21 protein-coding genes are annotated in these 26,805 nt (G+C 68.3%); 8 read left to right on the top strand and 13 right to left on the bottom strand.

Features of this window, described 5'->3' with window-relative positions:
- Nucleotides 1–305: 305 nt before the first annotated feature.
- On the top strand, nt 306–1,187 hold the full coding sequence (locus BMZ38_RS03705; RefSeq protein ID WP_091334193.1) for an EamA family transporter: 882 nt from the start codon (nt 306–308) through the stop codon (nt 1,185–1,187).
- Nucleotides 1,188–1,709: 522 nt separating this feature from the next.
- Here the strand turns inward: BMZ38_RS03705 and BMZ38_RS03700 are convergent.
- Complete coding sequence (locus BMZ38_RS03700; RefSeq protein ID WP_091334191.1) at nt 1,710–3,092, bottom strand: L-serine ammonia-lyase; 1,383 nt, start codon at nt 3,090–3,092, stop codon at nt 1,710–1,712.
- Nucleotides 3,093–3,167: 75 nt separating this feature from the next.
- On the opposite strand from BMZ38_RS03700, the gene BMZ38_RS03695 reads away from it, so the two are divergent.
- Nucleotides 3,168–3,398, top strand: coding sequence for a glutaredoxin family protein (locus tag BMZ38_RS03695; RefSeq protein ID WP_091334189.1), 231 nt, complete (start codon nt 3,168–3,170; stop codon nt 3,396–3,398).
- A gap of 14 nt (nt 3,399–3,412) precedes the next feature.
- Here the strand turns inward: BMZ38_RS03695 and BMZ38_RS03690 are convergent, their stop codons facing one another.
- The 3 genes from BMZ38_RS03690 to BMZ38_RS03680 are packed head-to-tail and all read right to left on the bottom strand — an operon-like array spanning nt 3,413 to nt 5,161.
- A complete protein-coding gene (locus tag BMZ38_RS03690; RefSeq protein WP_245747163.1) occupies nt 3,413–3,982 on the bottom strand; it encodes a YceI family protein in 570 nt (189 codons plus the stop codon).
- Nucleotides 3,979–4,551: a cytochrome b gene (locus tag BMZ38_RS03685; RefSeq protein ID WP_091334186.1), complete on the bottom strand. Its 573-nt coding sequence runs from the start codon at nt 4,549–4,551 to the stop codon at nt 3,979–3,981. Before BMZ38_RS03685 ends, BMZ38_RS03690 begins: the two co-directional genes overlap by 4 nt.
- Nucleotides 4,538–5,161 (bottom strand): YceI family protein, encoded by a 624-nt coding sequence (locus BMZ38_RS03680; protein WP_091334184.1) that lies wholly within the window; start codon nt 5,159–5,161, stop codon nt 4,538–4,540. Before BMZ38_RS03680 ends, BMZ38_RS03685 begins: the two co-directional genes overlap by 14 nt.
- Before the next feature lie 108 nt (nt 5,162–5,269).
- Between BMZ38_RS03680 and ku the strand changes: the two genes are divergently transcribed.
- Nucleotides 5,270–6,226 carry a non-homologous end joining protein Ku gene (gene ku, locus BMZ38_RS03675; protein ID WP_091334181.1) on the top strand — a complete coding sequence of 319 codons (957 nt, stop codon included), beginning with the start codon at nt 5,270–5,272 and terminating at the stop codon, nt 6,224–6,226.
- Between the two features lie 85 nt (nt 6,227–6,311).
- Nucleotides 6,312–7,199: a non-homologous end-joining DNA ligase gene (ligD, locus tag BMZ38_RS03670; RefSeq protein WP_091334179.1), complete on the top strand. Its 888-nt coding sequence runs from the start codon at nt 6,312–6,314 to the stop codon at nt 7,197–7,199.
- A gap of 270 nt (nt 7,200–7,469) precedes the next feature.
- On the opposite strand, the gene BMZ38_RS03665 is transcribed toward ligD, so the two are convergent.
- The 5 genes from BMZ38_RS03665 to BMZ38_RS03645 form a co-directional block, all read right to left on the bottom strand.
- Nucleotides 7,470–9,431 (bottom strand): M1 family metallopeptidase, encoded by a 1,962-nt coding sequence (locus tag BMZ38_RS03665; RefSeq protein WP_091334177.1) that lies wholly within the window; start codon nt 9,429–9,431, stop codon nt 7,470–7,472.
- 14 nt (nt 9,432–9,445) lie between these two features.
- The gene (locus BMZ38_RS03660) at nt 9,446–10,657 is read right to left on the bottom strand and encodes an AGE family epimerase/isomerase (protein WP_091334174.1); all 1,212 of its coding nucleotides are present in this window, start codon (nt 10,655–10,657) and stop codon (nt 9,446–9,448) included.
- Nucleotides 10,654–11,622, bottom strand: coding sequence for a carbohydrate kinase family protein (locus BMZ38_RS03655; protein WP_091334171.1), 969 nt, complete (start codon nt 11,620–11,622; stop codon nt 10,654–10,656). Before BMZ38_RS03655 ends, BMZ38_RS03660 begins: the two co-directional genes overlap by 4 nt.
- Nucleotides 11,619–12,941 (bottom strand): sugar MFS transporter, encoded by a 1,323-nt coding sequence (locus tag BMZ38_RS03650; RefSeq protein ID WP_091334169.1) that lies wholly within the window; start codon nt 12,939–12,941, stop codon nt 11,619–11,621. The genes BMZ38_RS03655 and BMZ38_RS03650 overlap by 4 nt, the downstream gene beginning before the upstream one ends.
- A 275-nt stretch (nt 12,942–13,216) precedes the next feature.
- On the bottom strand, nt 13,217–14,266 hold the full coding sequence (locus tag BMZ38_RS03645; RefSeq protein ID WP_091334167.1) for a LacI family DNA-binding transcriptional regulator: 1,050 nt from the start codon (nt 14,264–14,266) through the stop codon (nt 13,217–13,219).
- Nucleotides 14,267–14,613: 347 nt separating this feature from the next.
- Here BMZ38_RS03645 and BMZ38_RS03640 point away from each other — a divergent pair, with 347 nt between their 5' ends.
- From BMZ38_RS03640 to BMZ38_RS03625, 4 genes are all read left to right on the top strand, one after another.
- The gene (locus tag BMZ38_RS03640; protein ID WP_091334165.1) at nt 14,614–16,878 is read left to right on the top strand and encodes a GH92 family glycosyl hydrolase; all 2,265 of its coding nucleotides are present in this window, start codon (nt 14,614–14,616) and stop codon (nt 16,876–16,878) included.
- A 307-nt stretch (nt 16,879–17,185) separates the two neighbouring features.
- Entirely contained in the window at nt 17,186–18,958 is a 1,773-nt protein-coding gene (locus tag BMZ38_RS03635; protein WP_425431849.1) for a sensor histidine kinase, read from the top strand.
- A complete protein-coding gene (locus tag BMZ38_RS03630; RefSeq protein ID WP_091334161.1) occupies nt 18,955–19,401 on the top strand; it encodes a response regulator in 447 nt (148 codons plus the stop codon). The genes BMZ38_RS03635 and BMZ38_RS03630 overlap by 4 nt, the downstream gene beginning before the upstream one ends.
- 58 nt (nt 19,402–19,459) lie before the next feature.
- Nucleotides 19,460–21,025, top strand: coding sequence for a response regulator (locus BMZ38_RS03625; RefSeq protein WP_175483664.1), 1,566 nt, complete (start codon nt 19,460–19,462; stop codon nt 21,023–21,025).
- Between the two features lie 51 nt (nt 21,026–21,076).
- Here BMZ38_RS03625 and BMZ38_RS03620 read toward each other — a convergent pair whose 3' ends face one another.
- The 4 genes from BMZ38_RS03620 to BMZ38_RS03605 are packed head-to-tail and all read right to left on the bottom strand — an operon-like array spanning nt 21,077 to nt 26,772.
- On the bottom strand, nt 21,077–23,497 hold the full coding sequence (locus tag BMZ38_RS03620; protein ID WP_091334159.1) for a PAS domain-containing protein: 2,421 nt from the start codon (nt 23,495–23,497) through the stop codon (nt 21,077–21,079).
- Nucleotides 23,494–23,955: a response regulator gene (locus BMZ38_RS03615; RefSeq protein WP_091334157.1), complete on the bottom strand. Its 462-nt coding sequence runs from the start codon at nt 23,953–23,955 to the stop codon at nt 23,494–23,496. Before BMZ38_RS03615 ends, BMZ38_RS03620 begins: the two co-directional genes overlap by 4 nt.
- The gene (locus BMZ38_RS03610; protein ID WP_091334155.1) at nt 23,952–26,189 is read right to left on the bottom strand and encodes an ATP-binding protein; all 2,238 of its coding nucleotides are present in this window, start codon (nt 26,187–26,189) and stop codon (nt 23,952–23,954) included. The genes BMZ38_RS03615 and BMZ38_RS03610 overlap by 4 nt, the downstream gene beginning before the upstream one ends.
- Nucleotides 26,179–26,772 carry a biliverdin-producing heme oxygenase gene (locus tag BMZ38_RS03605; RefSeq protein ID WP_091334153.1) on the bottom strand — a complete coding sequence of 198 codons (594 nt, stop codon included), beginning with the start codon at nt 26,770–26,772 and terminating at the stop codon, nt 26,179–26,181. Before BMZ38_RS03605 ends, BMZ38_RS03610 begins: the two co-directional genes overlap by 11 nt.
- Nucleotides 26,773–26,805: the final 33 nt, after the last annotated feature.

The following is a 26,805-nucleotide window of genomic DNA, read 5'->3' as shown; positions in this document are numbered from 1 at the left end:
CACATCGGCAGGCTGTCCGATTGCAAACACAGGCCCGAGCCCGTCGAGGCGCTGGCCGCGATCCTCGGTATCGAGGCGCACGAACTCGAGTATCGGTCGCACAAGGGAGTGCGCGACGCGTCGGCCGGATCAGGTGCGCGGGGCATGAGCGCATTGCGTTCGAGGCCTTCCTGACACTGCCGGAGGAGCGCGGGGTGAGCCGAGCCCCGGCCCCTCGACCCATCGCTCTTCCCGGAGGGGATAGGGGCCTTCAAGGCCTGCGTTCTGCTGGCATCATGGGACGCCTTCCCCGTCGTGGTTTCCCCATGTCCTCGCGTTCGGATCTCTCCCAGGTCGCCGTGGCGATCGGCGCCTTGCTCGTTGCCATGGTTTCGTACCAATGCGGCGCGTCGCTGGCCAAGCACCTGTTTCCGCAGGTGGGGGCGCAGGGGGCCACCGCGTATCGCCTCGGAATCAGTGCGCTGATCCTGCTGGTGTGGCGCCGGCCGTGGCGGCGTCTGCGGGCCGGGCAGGACTGGCGCGGGTTGCTGGCCTACGGGTTGTCGATGGGAGCGATGAACCTGGTGTTCTACATGTCGCTGCGCACGATCCCGCTGGGATTGGCGGTGGCGCTGGAGTTCACCGGGCCGCTGGCGCTGGCGATGTTCAGTTCGCGCCGGCTGCTCGATTTCGTGTGGATCGGCTTGGTGATTTTGGGGCTGGCGCTGCTGTTGCCATTGCGCGGCCAGGCGCACGCGCTCGATCCGGTAGGCGTGATGTACGCGCTTGCCGCGGGACTGGGCTGGGCCTTGTACATCATCACCGGGCAGAAGGCCGGCGCCGCCCATGGCGGGGATGCGGTGACGTGGGGCACTTCGGCTGGGGCACTGCTGGTCATGCCTTTCGGCGTTGTGCACGCGGGTACTGCCTTGCTGTCGCCGTCGCTGCTGCCTTATGCAGTGGGCGTGGCGTTGCTGAGTTCGGCCCTGCCGTATTCGCTGGAGATGGTGGCGCTGACGCGCCTGCCGTCGCGGACCTTCAGCACGCTGCTCAGCCTGGAGCCCGCGATCGCCGCGCTGGCGGGCGTGGTGCTGCTCAGTGAGCGCCTGAGTGCGCTGCAGTGGCTGGCCATCGGGGCGATCATCGTGGCGGCGGCTGGCACGGCGTTGAGTGTGCGCAGGCCGGTGGGGGTGGAAGGGCTGGCGTAGCGAAGAATTTGGCGCCTGGACGCCGATGGAGCTTCCCGCGAGCCCCGGCCCCTCACCCCGACCCCATAGAGGGAACAAGCGCACACGGCCGCCCGCCCCGCACACCCCAACCCATGAACCATGCGCGCGCAGCAGAATTTATCTCTGCCTCAGCCCCCGACCACTCGTGACCCAGCTTTAGCCTCAACCCCCGAGCACTCGCGACCCCTCTCTTGCCTCAGCCCCCGAGCGCCCGCGGTAAAGCGGCGGCAGCTCCTCTAAGAGCAAGAGATGCTCCCGACAAGGCGAGCCGGCACCTAGCTCTTATCCCTCACCGTGCCGAGCCAGGCCGTTTCTTTGGTTACTTTCTTTGGGCCAGCAAAGAAAGTGACCCGAGCGCCGCAGGCGATCGGAAGCTCTTCCAGCCACCGACCAGAATCGGCCTCATACCCACGCCCGAAGCCGGTTGGCCTAAAGACGAAAGAAACATGCGCATCGAACCGGGCGACACCCCCGACGTGCCAGCCCGAGCAACCGGGAACATCAGCACTCGATGACGTTGACCGCAAGCCCGCCGCGCGAGGTTTCCTTGTACTTGTCCTTCATGTCGCGGCCGGTGTCGCGCATGGTCTTGATGACCTTGTCCAGGCTGACCCGGTGCTTGCCGTCGCTCTTGAGCGCCATGCGGCTGGCGTTGATGGCCTTGACCGAGCCCATGGCATTGCGCTCGATGCAGGGGATCTGCACCAGGCCGCCGATGGGGTCGCAGGTCAGGCCCAGGTTGTGTTCCATGCCGATCTCGGCGGCGTTCTCGACCTGCCAGACGCTGCCGCCGAGCGCGGCGGTGAGGCCGCCGGCGGCCATCGAGCAGGCGACGCCGACCTCGCCCTGGCAGCCGACCTCGGCGCCGGAGATCGAGGCGTTTTCCTTGTAGAGGATGCCGATGGCGGCGGCGGTCAACAGGTAGTCGACGATCCCGTTCTCGTCCGCCTTGGGACAGAAGCGCAGGTAGTAGTGGCCGACCGCGGGCACGATGCCGGCGGCGCCGTTGGTCGGCGCGGTCACCACGCGGCCACCGGCGGCGTTTTCCTCGTTGACCGCCAGCGCGTAGAGGTTGACCCAGTCCAGGATGGTGAGCGGATCCTTGAGCGCGGCTTCGGGCTGGTTGCGCAGCTCCTCGGCCATCGCCGGGGCGCGGCGCGCCACGTGCAGGCCACCGGGCAGGGTGCCGGGCGAGCGCAGGCCGCGCGACACGCAGTCGGCCATCGCCTTCCAGATGGTCAGCAGGCTGGCGCGGATGTCGGCTTCCGGGCGCCAGACGCTTTCGTTGGCCATCATCAGCTGGGCGATGGTCAGCCCATGGCGTTCGCAGGTCGCGAGCAGTTCGTCGCCGGAGGAGAACGGGTAGGGCTGCTCGGTGGTGTCGGCGACGATGCGGTCTTCGGCCGCCTCGTCCTGGTTGACCACGAAGCCGCCGCCGACCGAGTAGTAGTCGCGCGTGGCCAGCTCGCTGCCGTCGGCGTCGTAGGCGGTGAAGCGCATGCCGTTGGTGTGGAACGGCAGCTTCTGGCGCTTGTTGAAGACCAGGTCGGCCTTCTCGTCGAACGCGATCTCGTGCTTGCCCAGCACGCGCAGCCGGCCGCTGGCGCGGATGCGGGCGAGGATGTCGGGAATGAGGTCGGCGTCGATGGTGTCCGGATGGTGGCCCTCGAAGCCCAGCAACACGGCCTTGTCCGTGCCGTGGCCACGGCCGGTCATCGCCAGCGAACCGTACAGCTCGGCGCGCACGCGGGCGACGCGGTCGAGCACGCCCTTCTCCTCAAGCCAGCGCTCGCCGAAACGTGCCGCTGCGCGCATCGGTCCGACCGTGTGCGAGGACGACGGCCCGATGCCGATCTTGAAGATGTCGAAAACGCTGACGGCCATGGATGCGCTGCGGGCAGGGGGTGAACCCGTTATTCTACGCGCCCCCTTCACGTTTGGCAGTCCATTCGCCGCCGCATGGCCGACCTTGTCCTCTACCAGCGCGACTACTGCCATCTGTGCGACCAGGCGCTCGCGGTGCTCGCCCAAGCGCGCGCGCCGGAGTTCGACAGTGTATGGGTAGACGACGATGCGGCGCTGGAGTCGCGCTACGGCACGCGGGTGCCGGTACTGCGCGATGGGCGCGACGGGCGCGAGCTGGACTGGCCGTTCGACGCGGCGGCCGTGCGGGCGTTCGTGGGCGCTTAGCGGCGCCCTCGCGGCTATTTCGGCGCGAGTACGAGGTGCGCGTTGACCGTCACGTTGTTGCCGATCACCGAGGTGTCGGCGTACTCGCCGCCGCCCACGCCGTAGTCCAGACGCCTGAGCGTGCCGGTTACGTCCATCGTCGCGGTGCCGCCGGGTTGCGGGGCAAAGGTGACGGTGAGGTTGACCGGGCGGGTTTCGCCACGCAGGGTCAGGTTGCCGTTGGCTATCACGCGGGTGCCGTCGAGCCGGCGAAAGCCGGTGGTGACGTAGTGGGCCTGCGGGTATTTGGTGGCGTTGAAGAAATCCGCGCCCGGCAGCGCGCCATCGCGGTCGCTGTCGCCGGTGCTGGCGCTGGTGGTGTCCACGGTGACATCGAAGCCGGAAGCCGCCGGATGCGCCGGGTCGAAGCGGATCGCCGCGTGCCATTGCGCGAAGCTGCCCTGGAACGATGCGCCCTGGAAGGTGGCGGCGAAGCCGAGCGTGCTCTGGTCCTGCAGCACGCGGTAATCGGTGGCCGGGGCGGCGACCGGCAGGGCGAGGCACAGCAGCAACGGCGCGAGGCGCCCCAGGGCCGATCGGGTCATTCGGAATCTCCTTTGGGTCCGTGGCGAAGGCGGGCGAACGGCCACATGCGACGCAGCACGTCGTCGTTGTCGAAGACGTGATGTTTCAGCGCCGCGCCCACGTGGGCGACCAGCACCAGCAGCAGGAACCAGAACAGGTATTCGTGTACTTCGTGCGACAGGCGGCGCAGGTCGGGGTTCTTTGCCGCGATCGCCGGGAGGTTGAACAGCTTGAAGTACTGCAGCGGATAGCCGCGTACCGAGTTGAACCACCAGCCCGACAGCGGCAGCGCCGCCACCAGCAGGTACAGCACGCCGTGCACGATGCGCGCGGCCCACAACTGCCAGCGCGGCGCGGGAAGCTCGCGCGGCGGACGGTTGAACGCGCGCCACAGCAGGCGCAGCAAGAACAGCGCCAGCACCGTCAGGCCGATCGACTTGTGCAGGGCCATCCAGTCGACCTTCTGCATCGGCGATCGGGCCAGGTCCATCAGCAGGCCGAAAACGCCGTTGCCCAGGATCAGCAGGGCGATGGTCCAATGGAAGAACTTGGCGATGGCGCCCCAGCGCCATTCGTCATTGCGCAGCATGGGCGCTCTCCGGTGCGTCCGCATGATCGTCGCGGATGGCTTCGATCTCGAGCCAGATGGATATGTGCCGGCCGATCGAGCCGAGGTTGGAAGTCATGCCGAAATCGGTACGGTCGAGCATGGCGGTGGCGGAAAACCCGGCAATGGTGTGCAGGCCGAAAATGGTGCGCGCATTGCGGTTGAACGTAAACGGAATGTCCACGGTGCGGGTGATGCCGCGCAGGGTGAGCTTGCCGTGCAGCACACCGTGCCTGTCGTCCCTGCGATCGACCGAGGTGCTGGCGAAATGGGCGTAGCGGGACTTTGCGGCATCGAGGAAGGCCGGCTTGAGCACCGCCCGGTTCCAGTCCGCGTCGCCCATGTCCAGGCTGGCCAGGTCGATGTCCAGTTCCGTGGTCGCGTGGCTCCAGTCGTCCGGATCGAAGCGCAACCAGCCACGGGCGATGTGCAGCCGGCCGAACGGGCGCGAGTAGCCGTCGTGGTCGACGCTGAAGACGATCTGGCTGTGCACCGTGTCGTAGCTGTAGCGGTGCCCGTCCGCGTGGCTCACCAGTGGCCACAGCAGAGCGGCGCAGGCAAGCAGGCGGGCGGCGGAGGGCAGGGCGCTCATCAGGCCAAGTCTGGACGATCCCTCGCGTGGGTGCCAGCCGGTGACCTTGGCGTTTCGTGCACGGCCCGCGTGGCTACCATCGAAACCCGCCACTTATGGAGGTAGGCCATGGCTCGCCCCATCTGGACCGGCACGCTGTCGTTCGGGCTGCTCAACGTCCCGATCCGCCTGATGACCGCCGAGCGCAGGGTCGACCTGCACTTCCGCATGCTCGACCAGCGCAACAACCAGCCGGTGCGCTACGAGCGCGTCAACGCCGAGTCCGGCGAGGAAGTGCCCTGGAAGGACATCGTCAAGGCCTACGAGTACTCCAAGGGCAACTACGTGGTGCTGGAGGAGTCGGACATCCGGAACGCCGCCGCCGAGGCGCACGAGACGGTGGAGATCGACACCTTCATCGACGCCGGCCAGCTCACGCCTGCCTACTTCGAGAAGCCGTACTTCCTGGTCCCCGGCAAGAAGGCCGAGAAGGGCTACGTACTGTTGCGCGAGACGCTCAAGCGCACCGGCAAGATCGGCATCGCGCGGGTGGTGATCCGAACCCGCGAATACCTGTGCGCGGTGATGCCGCAGGACGATGCGCTGATGCTGATCCTGCTGCGCTTCCCGCAGGAGCTGGTCAGCGAGGAGGAGTACGCGCTGCCGGACAAGGCCTTGTCGGACTACCGCATCAGCGACCGCGAGCTGGACATGGCCGGGGAGTTGATCGAGTCCATGTCCGGCAAGTTCCAGCCGGACAACTACCGCGACGAGTTCCGCGACCGCCTCACCGCGGTGATCGAGCAGCGGCTCAAGAGCAAGGGTGTCACCACCACGCTGGAGGAAGAAGAGCCGGCGCACGCCAACGCCACCACCAACGTGGTCGACTTCATGGCGTTGCTCAAGAAGAGCATCGAGGGCAAGCAGCGCACGCCCGCCAAGGGCAAGGACGAACCGGAAAAAACCGGAAAGAAGCCGGCGGCGAAGAAGGCCGGCAAGAAGGCCGAGCCGACGACCAAGAAGGCTTCGCGCAAGAGCCCGGCGAAGAAGGCCACCACCACGCGCAAGGGCCGAAAGGCCGGATGAGGCCCGCCAGCGGTGGTCCGCTCGACGCCCACGCCCGCGGCGGGGTTGCACGGCGGCCGTGTCCGATAGAACTGCTGGGGAAGGCATGAGCGCCGACAAGCCCATCGACGTTGCCGGCGTAAAGGTCACGCACCCGTCCCGCGTGGTCTATCCGGACGACAACATCACCAAGGGCGAGGTGGCTGCCTACTACGCTGCCGTCGCCGACCGGATACTGCCCGGGCTCGTCAACCGGCCGCTGTCGATGGTGCGCTGTCCCGGCGGCACCGACAGCGCGTGCTTCTTCCAGAAGCACCACGCGGCCAAGCTCGGCTCGAGCGTGCGTCCCATACCGATCGAGGAAAAGGAAGGCGGCGAGGACGACTACGTCTATATCCGCGATCGCAAGGGCCTGCTGCAGCTGGTGCAGATGAACACCATCGAGTTCCATCCATGGGGCTCGCGGGTGGACAGGCCCGACTCGCCCGACCGTATCGTGCTGGACCTCGATCCCGCACCCGGCGTGGCGTGGGCGGCGGTGGTGGAGGGCGCGCGCGGGATCCGTGAGCTGCTGGAAGGCATGGACCTGGACAGCTTCGTGCGCACCAGCGGCGGCAAGGGCCTGCACGTGGTGGTGCCGTTCCGGCGCGGGCCGGGCTGGCAGGCAGTAAAGGATTTCTGCGAGTCGGTCGCCGACGCGATGGTCGCGCACTCGCCCGAGCGCTACATCGCCACGGCCAGCAAGGCGCAGCGTGAGGGGAAGATCTTCATCGACTGGCTGCGCAACGCGCGCGGTGCGACCAGCGTTTGCAACTGGTCGTTGCGGGCGCGCGACGGGGCGCCAGTGGCGGTGCCGCTGCGGTGGGAGGAGTTGGGGAAGATCGGCAGCGGCTCCGCGTTCGGCATGCAGGCGGCGCTCGAGCGGGCGCAGAGCCTGCGGGAAGATCCGTGGGAGGGGATGGCCAAGCTGCAGCAGCGGTTGCCCAGGGTGTAGGGATCGCCTGGGGCCGATGCAGGCGCTTCGACTTCGGTTGCGATGGCCAACGCCCGGCACGAACGGTTGTTCGGGCGGAGCCAGGTTTGGGGCCGCCCCCCGCTCCGTTCGGGTTGGGGTGAGGATTCGGGATCGCCGGATATCGCTTCGCCCGAACCCTCGCCCGCCCTGCGGGCAGCCTCTCCCGGAGGGAGAGGGATTCGAATGCGTGGTCTGAGGCAGGCGCTTCGCCTTCGGCGCGAGCCCTCACGCCAGATCCGGCGCAATAGCCTACTTCACCCGCAATGTATCGTTGGTGCGATCGGCCTCAGGCAGCGCATGCGTCGGATCGAGCGAGGCCGACACCACCCTGCGCGATCCGGCCACCCGCACCACGTAGTCGCGGTGCTGCTGCCAGGTTTCGACCGGCACGCGGATGTCCTTGGTGGTCCCGTCGTCGTAGGTCACCCGCAGCGTGTCGGGCAGCACGAGCCGGTCCAGGTTCGCCACCGTCACGGCCGCGCCTTGCGACCAGTCGCCGTCAATCGCTTCGACCTTGCGTACCGCCATGTCGAACTGCCAGTTGTGCTGGTACCAGCCGCGCCAGAACCAGCCCAGGTCCTCGCCCGACTCGCTCTCCATGAAGCGGAAGAAGTCCGACGGCGACGGATGGTGGTAGGCCCAGGTGGCGATGTACTTGCGGAAGGCGTCGTCGAAGCGCTCCGGCCCCAGGATCTGCTCGCGCAGCAACACCAGGCCAAAGGCACCCTTGAAATAGCTGATCGGGTGGCGGTACTTCTCCGGCGTCATGTCGGCACCGTTGAGCGGGGCGGGCGCGTCCGGATCGGCGAGCACGGCGGCGATCTCGTCGGCCGGATTGCCGCCCTTGGGCGCGTACTCGCTGTCGCGCTTGGGTGCGTATTCGCCGTGGTTGAAGGCATCGTCCTCGCCGACGTCGACGAAGGTGTTGAAGCCTTCGTCCATCCATGCGTGGCGGCGCTCGTTGGAGCCGACGATCATCGGGAACCAGCTGTGCCCGATCTCGTGCGCGATCACCATGTGCAGGCTCTTGCCCTTGGCGCGTTTGGCATCGAAGGTGATGCCCGGGTATTCCATGCCGCCGGCCGTACCCGCTTCGTTGATGGCCACCGGCCACGGGTAGGGGAACCACTCCTTCGAGAAGTACTCGGTGGACGCCTTGAGGTATTCGGTGGCGCGGCCCCAGGCCGCGTCGCCCGCGCTCTCCACCGGATAGACCGACATCGCCAGCGCGGTCTTGCCATGCGGCAGGTTGATGCGTGCGGCATCCCACACGAACGCCCTGGACGCGCCGAAGGCCACGTCGCGCGTGTTCTGCATGCGGAAGTGCCAGGTCAGCGTGCCGCCCTGCCTGGGACGGCTGGATGGCTCGGTGACCTCGGCCGGGGTGCGGATCATCACCGTCCTGTCGCTGTGGCGCGCCTCGTCCAGGCGCTTGATCTGCGTTCCGGTGAGCACGTCCTGCGGGTTCACCAGCTCGCCGGAGCCGGCCACGATCATGTCCGAGGGCACGGTGACCTTGTAGTCGAAGTCGCCGTACTCCAGGTAGAACTCGCTGTTCAGGTAGGGCGCCGTGTCCCAGCCGCGCAGGTCGTCGTAGACGCACAGGCGCGGGTACCACTGCGCGATCTCGAAGATGTCGCCGTTCTTGCTGTGGTTGACGTCCATGCGGCCGCCGAACTCGCCCGGCACGGTGAAGCTCCAGGCGATCTGCACGCGCACGCCGCCGCCCTTGGCCTTCACCGCTTCGGGCAGGCGCAGCTGCATGCGTGTGTCGGAGACGACCCACTTCACCGGCTGGCGGTGCCCGCTGCCGTCTTCCACCTCGACCGAAGCGATGTGGTAGCCGCTGGTGAACTCGGTCGGGAACTCGCTGGTGAACGCGCCGCGCGCGTCGGGCTTGTAGCGGTTCTGGTCCAGTTGCAGCCACAGGACGTCGAGCGCGTTGGGGCTGTGGTTGGTGTAGGTGATCGTCTCGTGCCCGGTGAGCAGGCGGTGGGCGGGGTCGAGCGTGGCTTCGATCGCGTAGTCGGCACGGTTCTGCCAGAACAACGGACCGGGCTTGCCGTCGCCCACGCGATAGGCGTTGACCGGATCGGGATAGGAGTACGGGGCGAAGGTCTGGAGCGGGTCGTAGCGCGGCGCGTCGGCAGCCGCGGCGAGGGTGGTGGCCAGCGCCAGCGCGCCGGCCAAGGAAAGTGCGATCGCCTTCATCAAAGTCCCCTGTCTTACGGTTGGCCGCCGGCGCGGATCAGCGCAAGCACTTCGTGGCAGGCGCCCATGGTGTGGTAATCGACCTTGCCGGCCGGGCTCTTCTCATCGTCGTACTTGCGGTTGTCGTGGGTAAGGATGCGATACCACGCGCCATGCTCGTGGTCGACGAAATGCTGCCACGCGTAGGTCCACAGCCGCTCGTACCACTCGTCATACTGGGCCAGCCCCGTGCGCGCGTGCAGCAGCGCCGCGGCGGCCAGCGATTCGGCCTGCACCCAGAAGTACTTGTCGGCGTCGCAGATGCTGCCGTCGGGCGCGAAGCCGTAGTGGATGCCGCCGTGCCTCGGGTCCCAGGCGCGCATCAGCGCGGTGTCGAACAGGTGGCGCGCGGTCGGCAGCAGCCAGCGCTCCTCGCGGCCGCGTTCGGCCAGGTGCGATTCGAGGATCACCAGCAGCTTGGCCCACTCGGTCTGGTGGCCAGGCTGGAAGCCCCACGGGCGGAACAGGTGGCGCGGGTTGTCGCGGTGGTAGTCCCAGTCGACATTCCAGTTCGCGTCGTAGTGTTCCCACACCAGGCCGCCGGTCTTGGCCGCCTGGCGGCGTGTCATGTGGTCGGCCAGCAGCAGCGCGCGGTCGAGGTAGCGCACGTCGTCGCTGGCCTGGTAGGCAGCGAGCATCGCCTCGCACATGTGCATGTTGGCGTTCTGCCCGCGGTAGGGCGAGAAGTGCCAGTCGGCATCGGCCTCGTCACGGTAGAGGCCGGCGTCGGCGTCCCAGTAGCGGTGCTCCAGCAGTGCCCAGGTCTCGTCCATCCACAGCTCCGCCTCGACCAGGCCGGCACGGCGCGCGCTGGCGTATGCCAGCAGCACGAAGGCGACGCCGTAGGCATGGTTGGTGCGGTCCTCGGGCTTGCCGTCGCGGATGGTCCAGGCGTAGCCCCCGGTGGCCGGGTCGCGATGCACCTCGCGCAGGTAGCGCAGGCCGTGCCGTACGGCCTCGAGGTAATCCGGATCCTCGAATTCCATCGCCGCAAATGCGTAGTTGAAGACGAATCGCGTGCTGCTGACCAGGTGACGGTGGCTGCGGTCGTAGATCGTGCCGTCGTCCTTGAAGTACTGGAAGAAGCCGCCGGCCGGGTCGATGGCGCGCGGGTGGTAGAACGCCATGGTCTTGGCGATGTGCTCGCGCAGGAAGTTCTCGCTGCGGAAGTCGGGCAGGGTGTTCATGGGTTGGATTCCAGGAAGGCGTGGACTTCCGCCGCGCTCGGCATCGCGGTGAACGAGCCTTGGCGGGTGACGGTGAGCGCGCCGCAGGCGGCAGCGAAGGCGAGCATGCCGTGCAGGGCCGCCTCGTCATGCAGCAAGGCGTCGAAGGCGCCCGTGTTTTCCAGTGCGGCCAGCCGGCAAAGCAGGCCGCCGACGAAGGCATCGCCCGCGGCGGTGGTATCGACCGCCTCGACCTGCGGGCAAGGCAACTCGCCGCTCGCGTCACGGCGGAACCAGCGCAGCGGCCGCGGGCCGTCGGTGACGACCAGCAGGCGCGTGCGCCCGCGCCACAGCCGGTTGAGCAGCGCACCGTCCTCCGCCAGCCAGGCGAATTCCTCGGCGCACAGCTTCACCACGTCGGCCAGGTGCAGCGCCGGCCACACCGAAGGGCGCGGGTTCGACGCCCGCGGCCACAGCGCCGGGCGCAGGTTGAGGTCGAAACTCACCAGCGCGCCGGCGGCCTGTGCGCGGCGCATGCCTTCGCGCGTGGTTTCGGCCAGGTCCGGGTCGGTCATGCTGTTGGAGCAGACATGGAAGACGGCGATGCCGTCGAACGCCTGTGCGCGGAAGTGCTGCGGGCGGAACAGCAGGTCGGCCGAGGGAGGTCGATAGAAATTGAAGCTGCGCTCGCCGCGCGCATCCAGGCTGACGAAGGCCAGCGCGGTATTGGCCTCGTCGGTGCGCGCCACGTCGGCCAGGCCCACGCCGGCTCGCTCGAGGCTGTCGAGCAGGAAATCGCCGAACGGATCGCGCGCGAGCATGCCGGCAAAGCGCGCCGTGCCACCCAGCCGGGCCGCCGCCACGGCCACATTGGCTGGCGCGCCACCGGCGAAAGGCACGAATGCGCGCGGGAAGCCGGCCGCGCCGGCGCCCTCGGCGTGGAAGTCGATCAGCGCCTCGCCGAAGCAAAGGATCGGACGGCTCATCGGACCTCCAGCGGTGCGCCGACGACCCGCGAACCGCGCAAGCCGTAGAACACGATGTAGGCGTAGCAGATGACCGGCAGGACGAACGCACCCTGCACGCCGATGCGGTCGGCCAGCGCGCCCTGCGCAAACGGCACCACGGCGCCGCCGACGATGGCCATGATCAGCAGGCTCGAGGCCTTCTCGGTCAGCGGTCCGAGCCGCTCGATGCCCAGCGTGAAGATGGTCGGGAACATGATCGAGTTGAACAGGCCGATCGCCACGATGCTCCAGGTGGCGGTCATGCCGCCGGTGCTCATGGTGACGGCCAGCAGGGCGATGTTGATGAGGGCGAACAGCGCCAGCAGCGCGCGGGGGGAATAGTTTTTCAGCAGCCAGGAGCCGGCGAAGCGGCCGATCATCGCGCCCAGCCAGTAGTACGACACGTAGGTCGCCGCGGTGGTCTCGGGCATGTTGCCGATCTGCGGCATCGACAGGTAGCTGACCAGGAAGCTGCCGATCGCCACCTCGGCCCCCACGTAGCAGAAGATTGCGATCACGCCGAACAGCACGTGCGGGATGCGCAGCGCATCGAGCAGCGTGTGGTGGCTGCGGTCGGCCTGCTCGGTCGCTTCCGTCAGTGCGGGCAGGCGAAACAGGTACACCAGTATCGCCAGCACGAACAGCGCGACGGCCAGCCCCAGGTAGGGTCCCTGCACGGCCTGCGCCTCCTGCGCCCGGTAGACCAGTTGCTCGGCGGGCGAGAGCTGCGTGACCTCCAGCGAGCTCTTCACCACTACCGACAGGATCAGCAGGCCGCCGAAGTGCGGCGCCAGGAAGGTGCCGAAGGAATTGAGCGCCTGCGCCAGCGTGAGTCGGCTGGAGCTGGTACGCGCCGGTCCCAGCAACGCCACGTACGGGTTGGCCGCCACCTGCAGCACGGTGATGCCGGTGGCCAGCACGAACAACGCACCGAGGAAGGCCGGGTAGGAGTGCAGACCCGCCGCCGGCCAGAACCCGGCCGCGCCGACACCGGCGATCCCCAGGCCCGCGACGATGCCCAGCTTGTAGCCCAGGTGCGCCACCAGCCGCCCGGCCGGCAGCGACATCAGGAAATACGCGCCGAAGAAGGTGAACTGCACGAGCATTGCCTGCTTGTAGTTCAGCTCGAACAGCGCCTTCAGGTGCGGGATCAGGATGTCGTTGAGGCAGGTCAGGAAGCCCCACATGAAAAAGATCGTGGTGACCACCGCCAGTGCCGCCGGATAGTCGGTGTAGCGCTCGCGCGGTCCGTCCGCGGGAGCGGCGGGCGACCGGTGGGGAGCTTGCGTGATGGCCATGGGGACTCCTTGGAGCCTGTCAATGTCTTCCCGTGGCCGGCGCGCGAATCGTTCGCGCGCAGGGCAGGGGAGGGCGAGGGAGCGTACGTGCGTACGCGACGGGGTAGTGCAGGAAGGCGGACCCGCAGGCCGGGCATGCAACGTCGGCCGCCGCTGGGCGCCAGGCGCCGGCAGGGAGCTGGGCGCCGATCGGGCGCGCGACCGCACGCGGCCGGTGGACGGTCATCGACGGGCAGCGCGGGCGACGGAAAGGCATCGAACAGCTCGGAATTCGGTCAGGCGGTGGGTGGGCAACTGCTGGCGCGGATCACCAGCCGTACCGGGGCGACGATGCGCCGTGCCTCGGCATCCGGATCGCGCAGCCGGTCCAGCAGCATCTGAGCCGCCTGGCGGCCGCGCGCCCGCGGTGCGGCCGCCAGCGTGGTGAGCGAGGGCGTGGCCAGCGCAGCTTCGGCGATGTCGTCGAAGCCGGTGAGGGCGAACTCGCGGCCGGGCGACAGTCCGCGTTCGACCAGTCCGTGCATCAGGCCCAGCGCCACCGCGTCGTTGTAGCAGACCGCCGCGGTCGGCGCGGGATCGGCGGCGAACAGGGCCTCGGCGCAGCGGGCGGCATCCAGGCGGGTCGGCATGCATTCGACTTCCCAGTGCGGCGCCACCGCCAGGCCGGCCGCCTGCATCGCTTCGCGGTAGCCCGCGCGGCGCTGGCGGCAGGAACTCGAGTCGCGGTGGCCGCCGAAGAAGGCGATACGCCGATGGCCCTGGGCGACCAGGTGCGCCGTGGCCTCGCGCGCGCCCTGCTGGTTGTCCAGCGCCAGCGTGTCCCAGTGCGCGTATTCGGGCTGCTCGCCGACCAGCTCGCGGTTGAACAGCAGCAGCGGCGTACGTGCGCCGACCGCCGCCAGCACCTGGCTGGCGTCGCTGCCTTCGGCAGGCGAGAGGATGATGCCGCCGGGTCCGTGTTCGAGCAGCGATCCGAGCACGGCCTGCTCGCGCTTGGTCGATTCGCTGGAGGAACCGAGCAGGGTGACCATGCCTGCCTCGCCCACCACGTCGTCCACGCCGGCGGCGAACTCGGCGAAGAACGGATTGGCCAGTTCGTTGATCACCAGTGCGATCGACGAGGTCGTGCGGCGGCGCAGGTTGGCGGCCGCACGGTTGTAGACGTAGCCTTGCTTGCGCAGCTCCTCCTCCACGCGCGCGCGGGTGTCCTTGTTGACCAGCGGGCTGCCGCGCAGCACCAGCGATACGGTCGCGCGCGAGACGCCGCAACCGGCGGCGATGTCGCGCACGGTGACCTTGCGGCGCAGAGGAGGGTTGCTTTCCATGGGAGACCCCGGTTTGGAACGATCCAAATCTAGCGGATCGGTGCGTGGGTGCAAGTCTCGGATGCTCGTTGGGCGTCAGTGGGATGCGAGGGCACCATCCGCCTCCCGGTGTTTTTCGTCGTGAAGACTCCGGGAAATACGGCAGATGCCGTTCGGCACGCCGGCCGGGAAGGCCGTCGATCCACGGCGACCGCGCAACGCGACCCGCAATGCCGGCATCCGGCGTGAACAAGGTACGTTCGGCCCAGGCCCAGGCCCAGGCCCTGCGCTTCGCGCACCGCAGCATGCACCCGCTCGCCGGCGCTGTTAGCTTAGGGATTTAGAACGATCCAAACCGGAGACCCCCGATGCGCTCGTGCCTGTCCCGCCTGGTCCTCGCCGTGGCCCTGCTGCCCAGCTTCGTCCTCGCCGCCACCGGCCACGCCGGCGACGTCGATCCCCGCATCGGCACCGGTGGCGACGGCCACACCTTCCCGGGCGCCACGGTGCCCTTCGGCATGATCCAGCTCTCGCCCGACACCGCGATGCCGGACTTCAAGCACGCCTACAAGTGGGCCGCCGGCTACCAGTACGGCGACGACAGCATCATGGGCTTCTCGCACACGCACTTCTCCGGCTCCGGCCACTCGGACCTGGGCGACGTGCTGGTGATGCCGATCGCCGGCGAGGTGAAGCTCGAGCCCGGCGATCCGGCCCATCCCGGCAGCGGCTACCGCTCGCGCTTCGACCACGCCAGCGAGGTCGAGCAGGCCGGCTACTACGCGGTGACCCTGGCCGACTACGGCATCCGCGCCGAGCTCACCGCCGGGCGTCGCGTGGGCTGGCACCGCTACACCTTCCCCACGGGCAAGAGCGCGCACCTGCTGCTGGACCTGCGCCCGAGCATCTACGACTACCCCGGCAAGGTGCTGTGGTCGAAGCTGCAGGTGGCCGGCGACGGTACGGTCACCGGCTGCCGCACCACCCGCGGCTGGGCGCCCGGGCGCAAGTTGTGCTTTGCCATGCGCTTCAACCAGCCGATCGCCTCGCGCACGCTGTATGACCGCGAGAACGACGTGGTCTACAAGGGTTTCAAGGGGCCGGGCAACCAGCCGGTCGACCACGACGCGCAGAACGGCCGCGCGCTGGTCGGCGTGTTCGACTTCGGCACGCTGGCCAAGCCGCTCGAAGTGAAGGTGGCGATCTCGCCGGTGAGTGCCGCCAACGCGGTGGCCAACCTCGATGCCGACGGCAAGGGCTGGGACTTCGACGCCCGCCGCGCGCAGGCCAGGGCCGCGTGGGACAAGGCTCTGGCGGTGATCGACGTCGACGCCTCCGCCACCGTGCGCAGGCAGTTCTACACCGCCCTGTACCACGCCATGCTCTCGCCGACGCTGAGCATGGACGTGAACCGTCAATACCGCGGTCCCGATCACGCCGTGCACCAGGCCAATGGCTTCGAGTTCTACTCGACCTGGTCGCTGTGGGACGTCTACCGCGCGCAGCAGCCGTTGATGGTGCTGCTCAACCCCGAGCGCAGCACCGACTTCATCCGCTCGCTGGTCGCCGCGCGCGAGGCCAGCCCGTTCGGCATCCTGCCGGTGTGGGCGTACCAGGGCCTGGAGACGTGGTGCATGATCGGCTACCACGCCGTGCCGGTGATCGCCGACGCCTACGTCAAGGGCGTGCGCGGCTTCGACGCCGGCAAGGCACTCGACGCCATGGTCGCGAGTGCCACCTACGCACCCTACGGCGACCTGGCCGACTACATGAAGCTCGGCTACGTGCCGATCGACAAGGAGCCCGAGGGTGCCTCCAAGACGCTCGAATACGCCTACGACGACTGGTCGCTGGCACAGATGGCCAAGGCGATGGGCCGCAAGGACGTCGCCGCCACCTTCGAAAAGCGCGCCGGCAACTGGAAGAACGCCTGGGATCCGAAGACCGGCTTCATGCGCGCGCGGCTTTCCGACGGGCCGTTCCGCACGCCCTTCGACCCCGCTGCCGCCGGCTACGGCACGGACTACACCGAGGGCAACGCCTACCAGTACTCCTGGTACGTGCCGCAGGACGTGCCGGGGCTGATCCGGGCGATGGGCGGCGACGCCAAATTCGTGCAGCGGCTGGATGACGTCTTCGACGCGAAGATCGACCCGGCGCATTTCAAGCACGTCGAGGACATCACCGGCCTGATCGGCTGGTATGCCCACGGCAACGAGCCCAGCCACCATATCGCCTATCTCTACGACTACGCCGGCGCGCCGTGGAAGACCCAGCGGCGCCTGAAGCAGATCATGGACAGCCAGTACGCCGCACGTCCGGACGGGCTCTCGGGCAACGACGACCTGGGCCAGATGTCGGCCTGGTACGTGTTCACCGCGCTGGGTTTCTATCCGGTCACGCCGGCCAGCGACGTCTATGCGATCGGCCGGCCGTTCGTCGGGCGCGCCACGCTGCACCTGACCAACGGCAAGAACTTCACCGTCAGCGCCGCGCCGCTGGACGACGCCCATCCCTATGTCGGCGAGGTCACGCTCAACGGCAAGCCGCTGGCCAAGCCGTTCCTGCACCACGCGCAGATCCTCGCCGGTGGTGAACTGCACTTCCGCATGCAGGCGAATCCGGCGCGGTAACGGCTTGGACGTCCCCCGCGACACAGGCCCGCCGACCCTGCTCTTGAACCCTCTCCCGCCTGGGGAGAGGGCCCAGGCCCGCATGCGTGAGTCCTCCCCTTCAGGGAGAGAACCGATCACGTGCTGCCATCACCTGGCCCTAACGCGGCCCGGGCTTTCATTGCACGTTTACCGGCCGCGGGCGTGAGGTCGTAAGCTCCGCCTGGTCGACGCGCCGTGAGGACCCCCCTGCATGCCCATCCGCCACCGCGCCCTGCTGCCCGAGCTCCGCCGCGGCCTGCACCGCTGGCGCGTGCCGCGCTGGCGAATGGCTGGGCTGCTGTTCGCGGTGGTGGTGATCGTGCTGCTGCCCTACCTCGCCACGCGCACCAGCCACGACGATGCGATGGAGGCGGCCCAGCTGGTCACCCATTCATCCGAGGTCAAGTCGCTTACCTATCGCATCGCTTACGTCACCCGCAGCAGCGAGGCGGCGATCTACCGCCTGCTCGAGGGCGACAAGGACCCGTCCCTGGTCGCCAAGGGACGCCTTGCCGGCAACGAAGTTCCCGCGCTGCTCGGCCAGCTGAGCGACATGACCCGCGACAACGCCACCCAGCAGGCGGCGATCGGCGCGCTGGGCAACGTGGTCAACGGCCGGCTGGCGCTGCTGGAGCAGGCGCTTGCACGCATTCAACATGGCGACCATGCGGGCGCGGTCGCTGCGCTGCACGACGCCGGCACGCTGTTCCAGATGGACCAGCAGATCGAGACGGTGGTGCGCAACGAGGGCACGGTGCTGATGGAGCGGCGCGCCCACGCCCGCCAGAGCGCCTTCGAAAGCGGGCTGGTGCTGGCGATCACCTCGATCGCGCAGGTCGTGCTGCTGGCGGTGATCGTGCTGGTTTCCGAGCGCCAGATTGCACGCCGCATGCGCGCCGAGACGCGCGAAAGCCAGGCCGTGCGCCGCGCGCAGATGATCGTGCAGGCGGTGCGCGAGCCGATCGCGCTGCTCAATGCACAGCTGTGCACGCTGCTGGTGAACACCGCCTTCAGCGAGCTTTACGGCCTGCCCCAGGAAGACCAGCGCGAACTGAGGGCGCTGCAGGAAGTGGGCGATGGTGCCTGGACCGACGGCGCGCTGCTGCAGCGTCTGCGCGACGTGCTGCTGCACGACCGCGAGCTGTGGGACTACGAACTCGTGCAGCGTACGGTGGGCGGCATCGACCGCCACGTCATGGTCAACGCCCGGCGCCTGCAGCAGCACGAGGGCGAGCCCCCGGTGGTGTTGCTCACCGTCAGCGATGTCACCGCGCGCGCCCTGGTCGAGCAGCAGGTGAAGGAGCTCAACCGCCAGCTGGAAGGCAAGGTGGCGCAGATCTCCGACGTCAACCGCGAGCTGGAAGCCTTCAGCTATTCGGTTTCGCACGACCTGCGCGCGCCGCTGCGCCACATTGCCGGCTTCACCGGCAAGCTCAAGCGCCACCTGGAACAGCACCTGGACGACACCGCCGCGCACTATCTGGAGGTGATCGGCACCTCGGCCACGCGCATGGCGCAGCTGATCGATGACCTGCTGGTGTTCTCCCGGCTGGGCCGCGGCGCGCTCCGGCTGCAGGCGGTGGACATGCAATCGCTGGTCGAGGAGGCGCGCGCGCTGGCCGAGTCGGAGGCCGGGGAACGGAACATCGAATGGATCGTCAGCCCGCTGCCGATCGTGATCGGCGACGAGAACATGCTGCGTACCGTCTGGCAGAACCTGATCGGCAACGCGGTCAAGTACACCGGCCGGCGCGAGGTGGCACAGATCGCGGTCGGCGTGGAACGTGATCGCGACGGTGAATATGTCTTCACGGTGGCCGACAACGGCGCGGGGTTCAATATGGAATATGCCGGCAAGCTGTTCGGCGTGTTTCAGCGCTTGCACCGCGCCTCTGAATTTCCCGGCAACGGCATCGGACTGGCCAACGTGCGTCGCATCGTCGCGCGTCATGGCGGCCGGGTCTGGGCCGAGGCCGAACCGGACCGCGGCGCCAGTTTCCATTTTTCGCTGCCTGCCACTGAACTGGCCGAGGCGCGCACGACGAGGCGTTCGCCATGAACAACCGTCACCTGGGTCCCGTGCTGCTGGTCGAGGACAGCATGGCCGATGCGGAGATGGCCATGGACGCGCTGCGCGAGGCCAACCTGGCCAATCCGGTGGTGCACGTGGAGGACGGCGTGGACTGCCTGGACTACCTGTACTGCCGCGGCCCGTGGCAGGGCCGCGAGGCAGTCGACCCCTCGGTCATCCTGCTCGACCTCAAGATGCCGCGGATGAACGGGCTGGAGGTGCTCACCCGCCTGCGCGAGGACGAGCGGCTCAACCTGATCCCGGTGGTGATCCTGTCCTCCTCGCGCGAGGAGAGTGATCTGGCGCGCAGCTGGGATCTGGGCGTGAATGCCTACGTGATCAAGCCGGTGGACGTGGACCAGTTCTTCGAGGCGGTACGCACGCTGGGGCGGTTCTGGGCCGTGCTCAACCAGTTGCCCGAACACGAATGAGGAAGGCACGAATGACGAAGGCTGGACGACGAAACGAAACAGGAGCGCAATAGACTGCATGCCCAATCCCAACATGCGCGCGTTGCCCACCATCCGCATCCTGCAGGTCGAGGACGACCCGCTCGACGCCGAGTTGATCCAGGCCGAACTGGATGCCGACGGCATCGACTACCAGGCCCGCCTTGTCGACGACGAGGCCAGCTATGTTGCCTGCCTGCGGGAGTTCGAGCCGGACATCGTGCTGTCGGACCTGAGCATGCCGGGCTTCTCCGGACAGCGCGCACTGGAGCTGTTGCGCCAGCACGACGAGGACCTGCCCTTCATCTACGTCTCGGCCACGCTGGGCGAGGAGGCCGCGGTGGAGGCGCTGCGCAATGGCGCCACCGACTACATCCTCAAGCAGAACCCCACCCGGCTGGCCAGCGCCGTGCGCCGTGCGCTGGCCGAGGCGGAAGCGCTGCGCGCCAAGCGCCGGGCCGAGGCCGAGCTGATCCGCGCACAGCGCTTCGAGAGCCTGGCCATGCTGGCCGGAGGCCTGAGCCATGACCTGCGCAACCTGCTGCAACCCCTGTTGCTGGCCGGGGACAGCCTGCAGGACTACCAGGACGACCCACGCCTCGCGCGGCTCGGTTCGCTGGTACGCGACTGCGGCCGGCGCGGCCTGCAGATGGTGCAGTCGATGCTCTCCTTCGCGCGCGGCGCGCGGCGCGCCGAGCAGGTACGGGTGGGTGCGCTGATGGACGCGCTCGGCCTGCTGCTGCGCGGCAGCGTGCCGCGTGCGGTGAAGATGGACGTGGAAGTCGACGATCGTGAACTGGCCTTCGAGGGCAACCACACTGAACTCCAGCAGGCGTTGCTCAACCTGTGCCTGAATGCGATCCAGGCGATGGGCGAGGACGGCGGCCAGCTGCGCGTGGTGGCGCGCGAGTGCGAGCTGGCGGCGGATTTCTTCCTGCCCGGCGAACAGCCGCATCCGGGCCGTTTTCTGTGCCTGACCGTCGCCGACACCGGCCCCGGCATGTCACCGGAGGTGCGCGAGCACCTGTTCGAGCCGTTTTTCACCACCAAGGAAAGCGGCACCGGGCTGGGCCTGCTTTCGTGCAAGCGCATCGTCGCCAGCCACAACGGCGTGATGCGGCTGGACAGCGAGCCGGGCAAGGGCACCGTCTTTAACCTCTACATCCCGATCGAGGAACCGGCCGCCGAAGTGGTGGCGCAGGAAGAGCAGGGTGAAAGCCTGATGGGCGAAGCCGAACGCGTGCTGGTGGTGGTGGAGGAGGCCGGTCCGCTGTCGCTGCTGGTCGACATCCTCGATGGCTACGGCTACCAGCCGCACGCCAGCCAGAGCGGGACCGCCGCGCTGCAGTGGATCGAGGCACACGGCGTGCCCGACCTGGTGGTCATGGACGCGGACATGAACCTGTTCACCGGCGTGCGCACGCTCGCCGCGCTGATCGAGCACGGCTACCGCCGCGCGGTGCTGCTGCTGGCGAGGCCGGAGGCACCGCCGGATCTGGAGGAACTGCCCGCGCTCGAGCAGCTCTACCTTATCGACAAGCCGATCGATACGCAGCAACTGCTCCGTACCATGCGCCAGGCCCTCGCCATCCGCGAGGCGGGCTAGGGCCGGACGCGCGCCCCTGCCGGCCGGGGCGCGCGGCGGTTTCGGCTGGCCTCAGTGCGAGGCGTGGCCGGGATGGCCGAGGATGTCGCGCACCCGGCTGGCCAGGCTTGCGTAGGTGAAAGGCTTGGGGATCATGGCGATACCCAGGTCGAGGAAGCCGCCCTGCGGGATGGCGTCGCGCGTGTATCCGGAGGTGAACAGGATCCGCAGGCCGGGCTGCAGTGCCTGCGCGCGATCGGCGAGCTCCCGCCCCGAAATGCCCGGCATCACCACGTCGGTGAACAGCAACTCGACCCGCGTTTCCGGACGCTCCAGCAGGCGAAGCGCCGAGTCGCCGTCATGCGCCTCCAGCACGCGATAGCCCAGGCCGCGCAGGCATTCGACGGTATACGCGCGCACGTCGTCGTCGTCCTCCACGACCAGCACCGTCTCCTCGCGCATGCTGCTTTCGGGCCGCGCGCGACCGGGCTGGTCGTCGGGCAGGTGGGCGTCCCGGTCCAGCCGCGGCAGGAAGAGCCTGACGGAGGTTCCGCGGCCGGGTTCCGAGTCGAGCTCGATGTGGCCACCGGACTGCTTGATGAATCCGTAGACCATCGACAGCCCGAGGCCGGTGCCACGGCCGACGTCCTTGGTGGTGAAGAACGGCTCGAACACGCGGGCCCGCGTGTCCGGCGACATCCCGCAGCCGTTGTCGGTGACGCAGACGATGGCATAGGGGCCGGGAAGCACTTCCACGTCGTGGGCGGTGTAGGCATCGTCCAGGTGCACGTTGGAGGTTTCGATCAGCAGCCGGCCGCCCTCAGGCATCGCGTCGCGGGCATTCACCGCCAGGTTGAGGATGGCCGCCTCCAGCTGGTTGGGATCGGCTTCCACTGGCCACAGGCCCGGCCCGTCGGAAACCTCCAGCTCGATCGTCTCGCCCAGCGACCGGCGCAGCAGGTCGGTCATACCCAGCACCAGCTGACCGAGGTCGAGCGGGCGCGGCTGCAGCGGCTGGCGCCTGGAGAAGGCGAGCAGGCGCTGGGTCAGGGCGGCCGCGCGCTCCGCGCCGCGCAAGGCGTTCTCCAGCGTGCGCGTGATGCGCGGGTCGGCCTGGTCGGCGCGTTCGAGCCGGCTCAGGGTGATGTCGATGTTGCCCGAGATGACCGTAAGCAGGTTGTTGAAGTCGTGCGCGATGCCGCCGGTGAGCTGGCCGACAGCCTCCATCTTCTGCGACTGCCGCAGGGCGTCCTCGGTCTGGCGGCGCGCCGTGATGTCGACCGCCTCGAAGACCAGCGCCACGCGCTTGCCATCGTGGTCGTGCAGGGGACGCATGGAGAAATCGAACGAGCGCTCGCCGGTTGGCAACTGCAACGTCATCTCCTCGCGGACGGTGTCGCCCTGCGCCACCCTGGCGACGATCCGCCGGGCCAGCTCGGGCATGCCCGCCGTGCCGCCGAACCATGGCGTGTCCCAGAACGGCCGGCCGATAAGCTCGTGGCGGGTGGACAGGATGCCTTGAAGCGACGTCGCATTGGCGTCCAGCACGGTGCCCTCGAGCGACAGCAATCCCTGGTACTGGAAGCTGGTCTCGAGGATCGCGCGCAGCCGTGCCTCGCTCTGCAGCAGGGCCTGGGTCCGCTCGTGCACCTGGGTCTCGAGCGTTTCGTTGAGCCGGCGCAGCGTCGCTTCGGCGGCCTTGCGCTCGCTGATGTCGGTGCCCAGCGCGTAGTAACCGCTGATCGACCCGTCCGGCCGGATTTCTGGCACATAGTCGATCTGCAACTGGCGCACCGAGTCGTTGCGGTGGGCCACCGTCGCCTCGAAGCTCTGCCGCTGGCCGGCAAGGACGCGCTCGATCGCCGGGCGCACCCGCTGGTAGGCGGCCTCGCCGGCGATCTCGCGCACGTGGCGGCCGACGATGTCGCTCGGGTTGCGGCCGAACCAGTCTTCGTAGGCTTGGTTGGCGAAGCGGTAACGCTGCTCGGCATCGACGTAGGCGATGAGCACCGGCAGCGAGTCGGCGATCAGGCGCAGCCGTTCCTCGGTCTTGCGCAGCGCCGCTTCGGTCTGGCGCAGCGCCTGGTGCTCGCGCGCCTCGGCAACGGCGCGGCGGACCGCATCGGGCAGCCGGTGCAGCCGCTGCTTGACCACGTAATCGATCGCGCCGCGGCGAAGGGCCTGGACGGCGAGTTCCTCGGTCAGCGTGCCCGACACGAACATGAAGGGGATATGGGGTGCGCGGGCCTGGGCCAGTTCCAGCGCCGCATCGCCGTCGAACTGCGGCAGCACGTGGTCGGCCAGGATCACGTCGGGATCATGGCCGAGTGCATCGAGGAACGATTCGCGCGTCCACACCCGACGCAGGTCCAGTTGCAGCCCCGAGGTGATCAACTGGTTGACCACCAGTTCGGCGTCGAGCGCGCTGTCTTCGAGCAGCAGGACGCGGACCGTCTGTGCAGCGTCGATGCTTTCGGCTTCGCGTTTAGTCATTCGCGCTTGGTTCCCGGGTACCTGTGCGGTGGTGGCTCGTTGGTGATGCCCCAGAACATGCCCAGGCCCTGGATTGCCTCGAAGAATTCCCTGAAGTCCACGGGCTTGACCACGAAGGCGTTGACGCCCAGTTCGTAGCTGCGGATCAGGTCCTGCTCCTCGCGCGAGGAGGTGAGCATGACGATGGGCGTGCTGCGCAGGCCCGGATCCTTGCGGATCTCCTCCAGCACCTCCAGGCCGTTGAGCTTGGGCATCTTGATGTCCATCAGCATCACCACCGGCCCGGGATCCTGGCGCCCGGCGTACCGGCCTTCGCTGCGCAGGAAATCCAGCGCCTCGGCGCCATCGCGGACGACGATGACCTCGTTGCACAACTGGCACCGCTGCAGCGCCGCCAGGGTCAGCTCGACGTCCTTGGGGCTGTCTTCGACCAGCAGGATCGGCCTCAGCTCCTTCATGGCTGCGTCTCACCCGTCGCCGGCAACGTGAAGTAGATGCTCGCGCCCTTGCCCAGCTCGCTCGTGGCCCAGGTACGGCCGTCATGGCGTTCGATGATGCGCCGCACGTTGGCCAGCCCGATCCCGGTGCCCTCGAACTCCTCGGTGTGGTGCAGGCGCTGGAACACGCCGAACAGCTTGCCGACGTAGCGCATGTCGAAACCGCACCCGTTGTCGCACACGCAGAAGCGGTGCTCGCCGTCGACCGTCTCGCAATTCAGACCGATCACGGCAGGGTCCCTTCCGCGGGTGAATTTCAGTGCGTTGGAGAACAGGTTCTGCAGCACTAGGCGGATCATCATCGGGTCGGCCTCGACCACCGGCAGGTCGCCGAAGTGCCATTCGATCGCCCGGTCGCCCACGTCCACCTCGAGCAGGTGCCTGGCCTCGTGCGCCAGCTGCCGCATGTCGATGCGCACCTTGCCCAGCGTGGAGCGCCCCATCTGGGAAAAGCTCAGCAGATTGTCGACCAGGGAGCCGGCCGAATTGGCCGATTCGATGATGGTGGCGATGAAGCGCTTCTCGCGATCGCCGAGCTGGTCGCCCGCCGCCTGCAACAGCAGCTCGGAGTAACCCACGATGTGTCGGAACGGCGCACGCAGATCATGGCTGACGGAGTAGGAGAACGCTTCCAGCTCCTTGTTGCTGCGCACCAGCTGCTCGTTCAGGTCGGCCATTTCCTCGGCCTTGCGCAACACGATGTCGACGATGGCGGTGCGCAATTCCGTTGCCGCTTCGACGTCCGCGGCTGACCATGGCAGCGACTGCAGGCGCACGGTTTCCTTCCACGCCTCGAAGGACGTCCGGGGATCGAGCGTCGCGGCGCCCGGCGGCTTGCGCGGGTCGCCGCCCCAGCGGACCGTGTGGATCAGCTCGGGACGGAACCACATGACGTAGCTGGCATGCATCTGCGAAATGGATACCGCCAGCAGGCCGCTGGCGGCGTCCTTGAAGGCCATCGACGCCGGCACTTCGGCGGGCAGGCTGGCGGTATGGAACTCGTCGCCGCGGCGACGCGCATCCAGCCAGCGGACCAGCTCCCGGACCTGCGCCTCGGTGGGCGTCCGGCCAAGCAGGATGCAGCGGCCCTGGTGGACCAGGGCGGCGCCGTCGGACTGGGTCAACGACAGCAACTGGCCGGGCTCCGCGGCAAGGCCCTTGAGGAAGTCGTCCTCGGCCGCCATCAGGGCCAGCAGGCGCGCCTGGATCGCACGGCGGCCGACGCGATGTTCGACTTCCGTGGCGTGCTCCTTCGCGGCGATCTGCAGCGACAGGATCTGGCCAAGGAAGTCGCACGCGGTGCGGACGTGGTACGGCACGCGGTGCGGCGCGCGGTTGTGGCACGAGATCAGGCCCCACAGCCGGCCCTCGCGCAGCAGCGAGATGGACATCGAGGCGCCCGTGCCCATGTTCCGCATGTACTGCAGGTGCACCGGCGAGACGCTGCGCAGGACGGTCAGGCTCAGGTCGGCCGGCTCGCCGGTCGCGGGGTTGAGCGCCGGTTCGATCGGCACCGGGACGTAGTCGCAATCGGAAATCAGGCGCAGGCGGCTCAACCGGTAGAGCTCGCGCGCCTGGGGCGGAATGTCCGAGGCCGGGAAGCGCAGGTCCAGGTAGGAAGGCAGCGCCTCGTTGCGGGCCTCGGCGACGACGGTGCCGTTCCACGCTTCGTCGAAACGATAGATGAGCACGCGATCCAGCCCGGTGATGCAGCGGAGCTGGCTGGCCGCCAGGTCGCACAGCGCCGCGGTATCCCGCGCGCGTTCCAGGTCGCCCATGAATGCCCGGATCAGCGGGTAGAGATCCTCCAGCGACCCGGGCTCGCCCGGGGTGGCTTCCTCCAGTTCCAGCTGGATCATGCCCTGGGCGCGATGGGCCACCGCATGATGCACGACACCCTCGAGCGTCACCGTGCCCAGGTAGGCATGGCCCGCCTCGGGCGTGCGGACCAGGCTCCGTGCCGTATCCGCAAGCGCTCCGCCCAGCGCCTGGTCCAGCGGCTGCCCGAGCGGCGAGCCGTGGCGCGCCAGCAGTCCGGCACGGGCGACCGCGCACTGGACGACCGTGCCGGTGGCGGGCTCGATCACCAGTAACAGGCCGTAGGGCTGGATGGTTCCGGGCGTGCGGATCGCCTCGCGTGCGCAGGCATCCCGGTCGAGCAGATCGTTGCTGGTCGTCAATGTCTCAGGCGTCATCTTTGGCGTTCAAAAGGCTGCGCTCGATGCATCCGAAGGCGTCCCGCGCCCCTTCGGTCATGCTGCCGAGTGCTTCTTTAGTGTTTCCCAAAATTTCAATGCTGGCGCATACCGCACGCCACCTCAGCCCACTAGTGGACACAGGCTCGAAAAACCGGCGCCCTTCCCGGCGTGCACCGAACAGGCTGTCCAGCGCCCGGTCGATGACGACACCGCCAAGCGCGGAACCCTCGGCGACCCACACCCATCCGACGGCTTGCGCCGGCGTGGCGCTCGCCCCCGCGCCCGGACGTACGCTTCGCGCCCGCGCACCGACCGACCGCAGATCCTCATCCAGCAGGGCGAGCGGCTGCCGTGGCGGGACGCCCGGCCCGACACGCGCCAGCTCCCGATAGCCAACCTCAAGATTCTGCCAAGCCGATGTGTAGAAGTCGTGATACGCGCCCAGCAGCCGGCGGTAATCACCCCAGCCGGCGCGCCGGGCAAGGATCGGCTCGAAGACCGGAAGGGTCTCCAGGCGTGCGTGGATGTCCGACGTATGCGCCCGCAGGTGGCTGCGGGCGGCGTCCCGGGGATCGTGCATGGCTCGGCCCTGACAAAAATAGCGGCCGGAGCC

It is taken from the genome of Frateuria terrea, from assembly GCF_900115705.1.
GTDB lineage: Bacteria > Pseudomonadota > Gammaproteobacteria > Xanthomonadales > Rhodanobacteraceae > Frateuria_A > Frateuria_A terrea.
The sequence above is the reverse complement of the archived record's forward strand: the minus strand, read 5'-3'. Positions and strand labels throughout refer to the sequence as shown.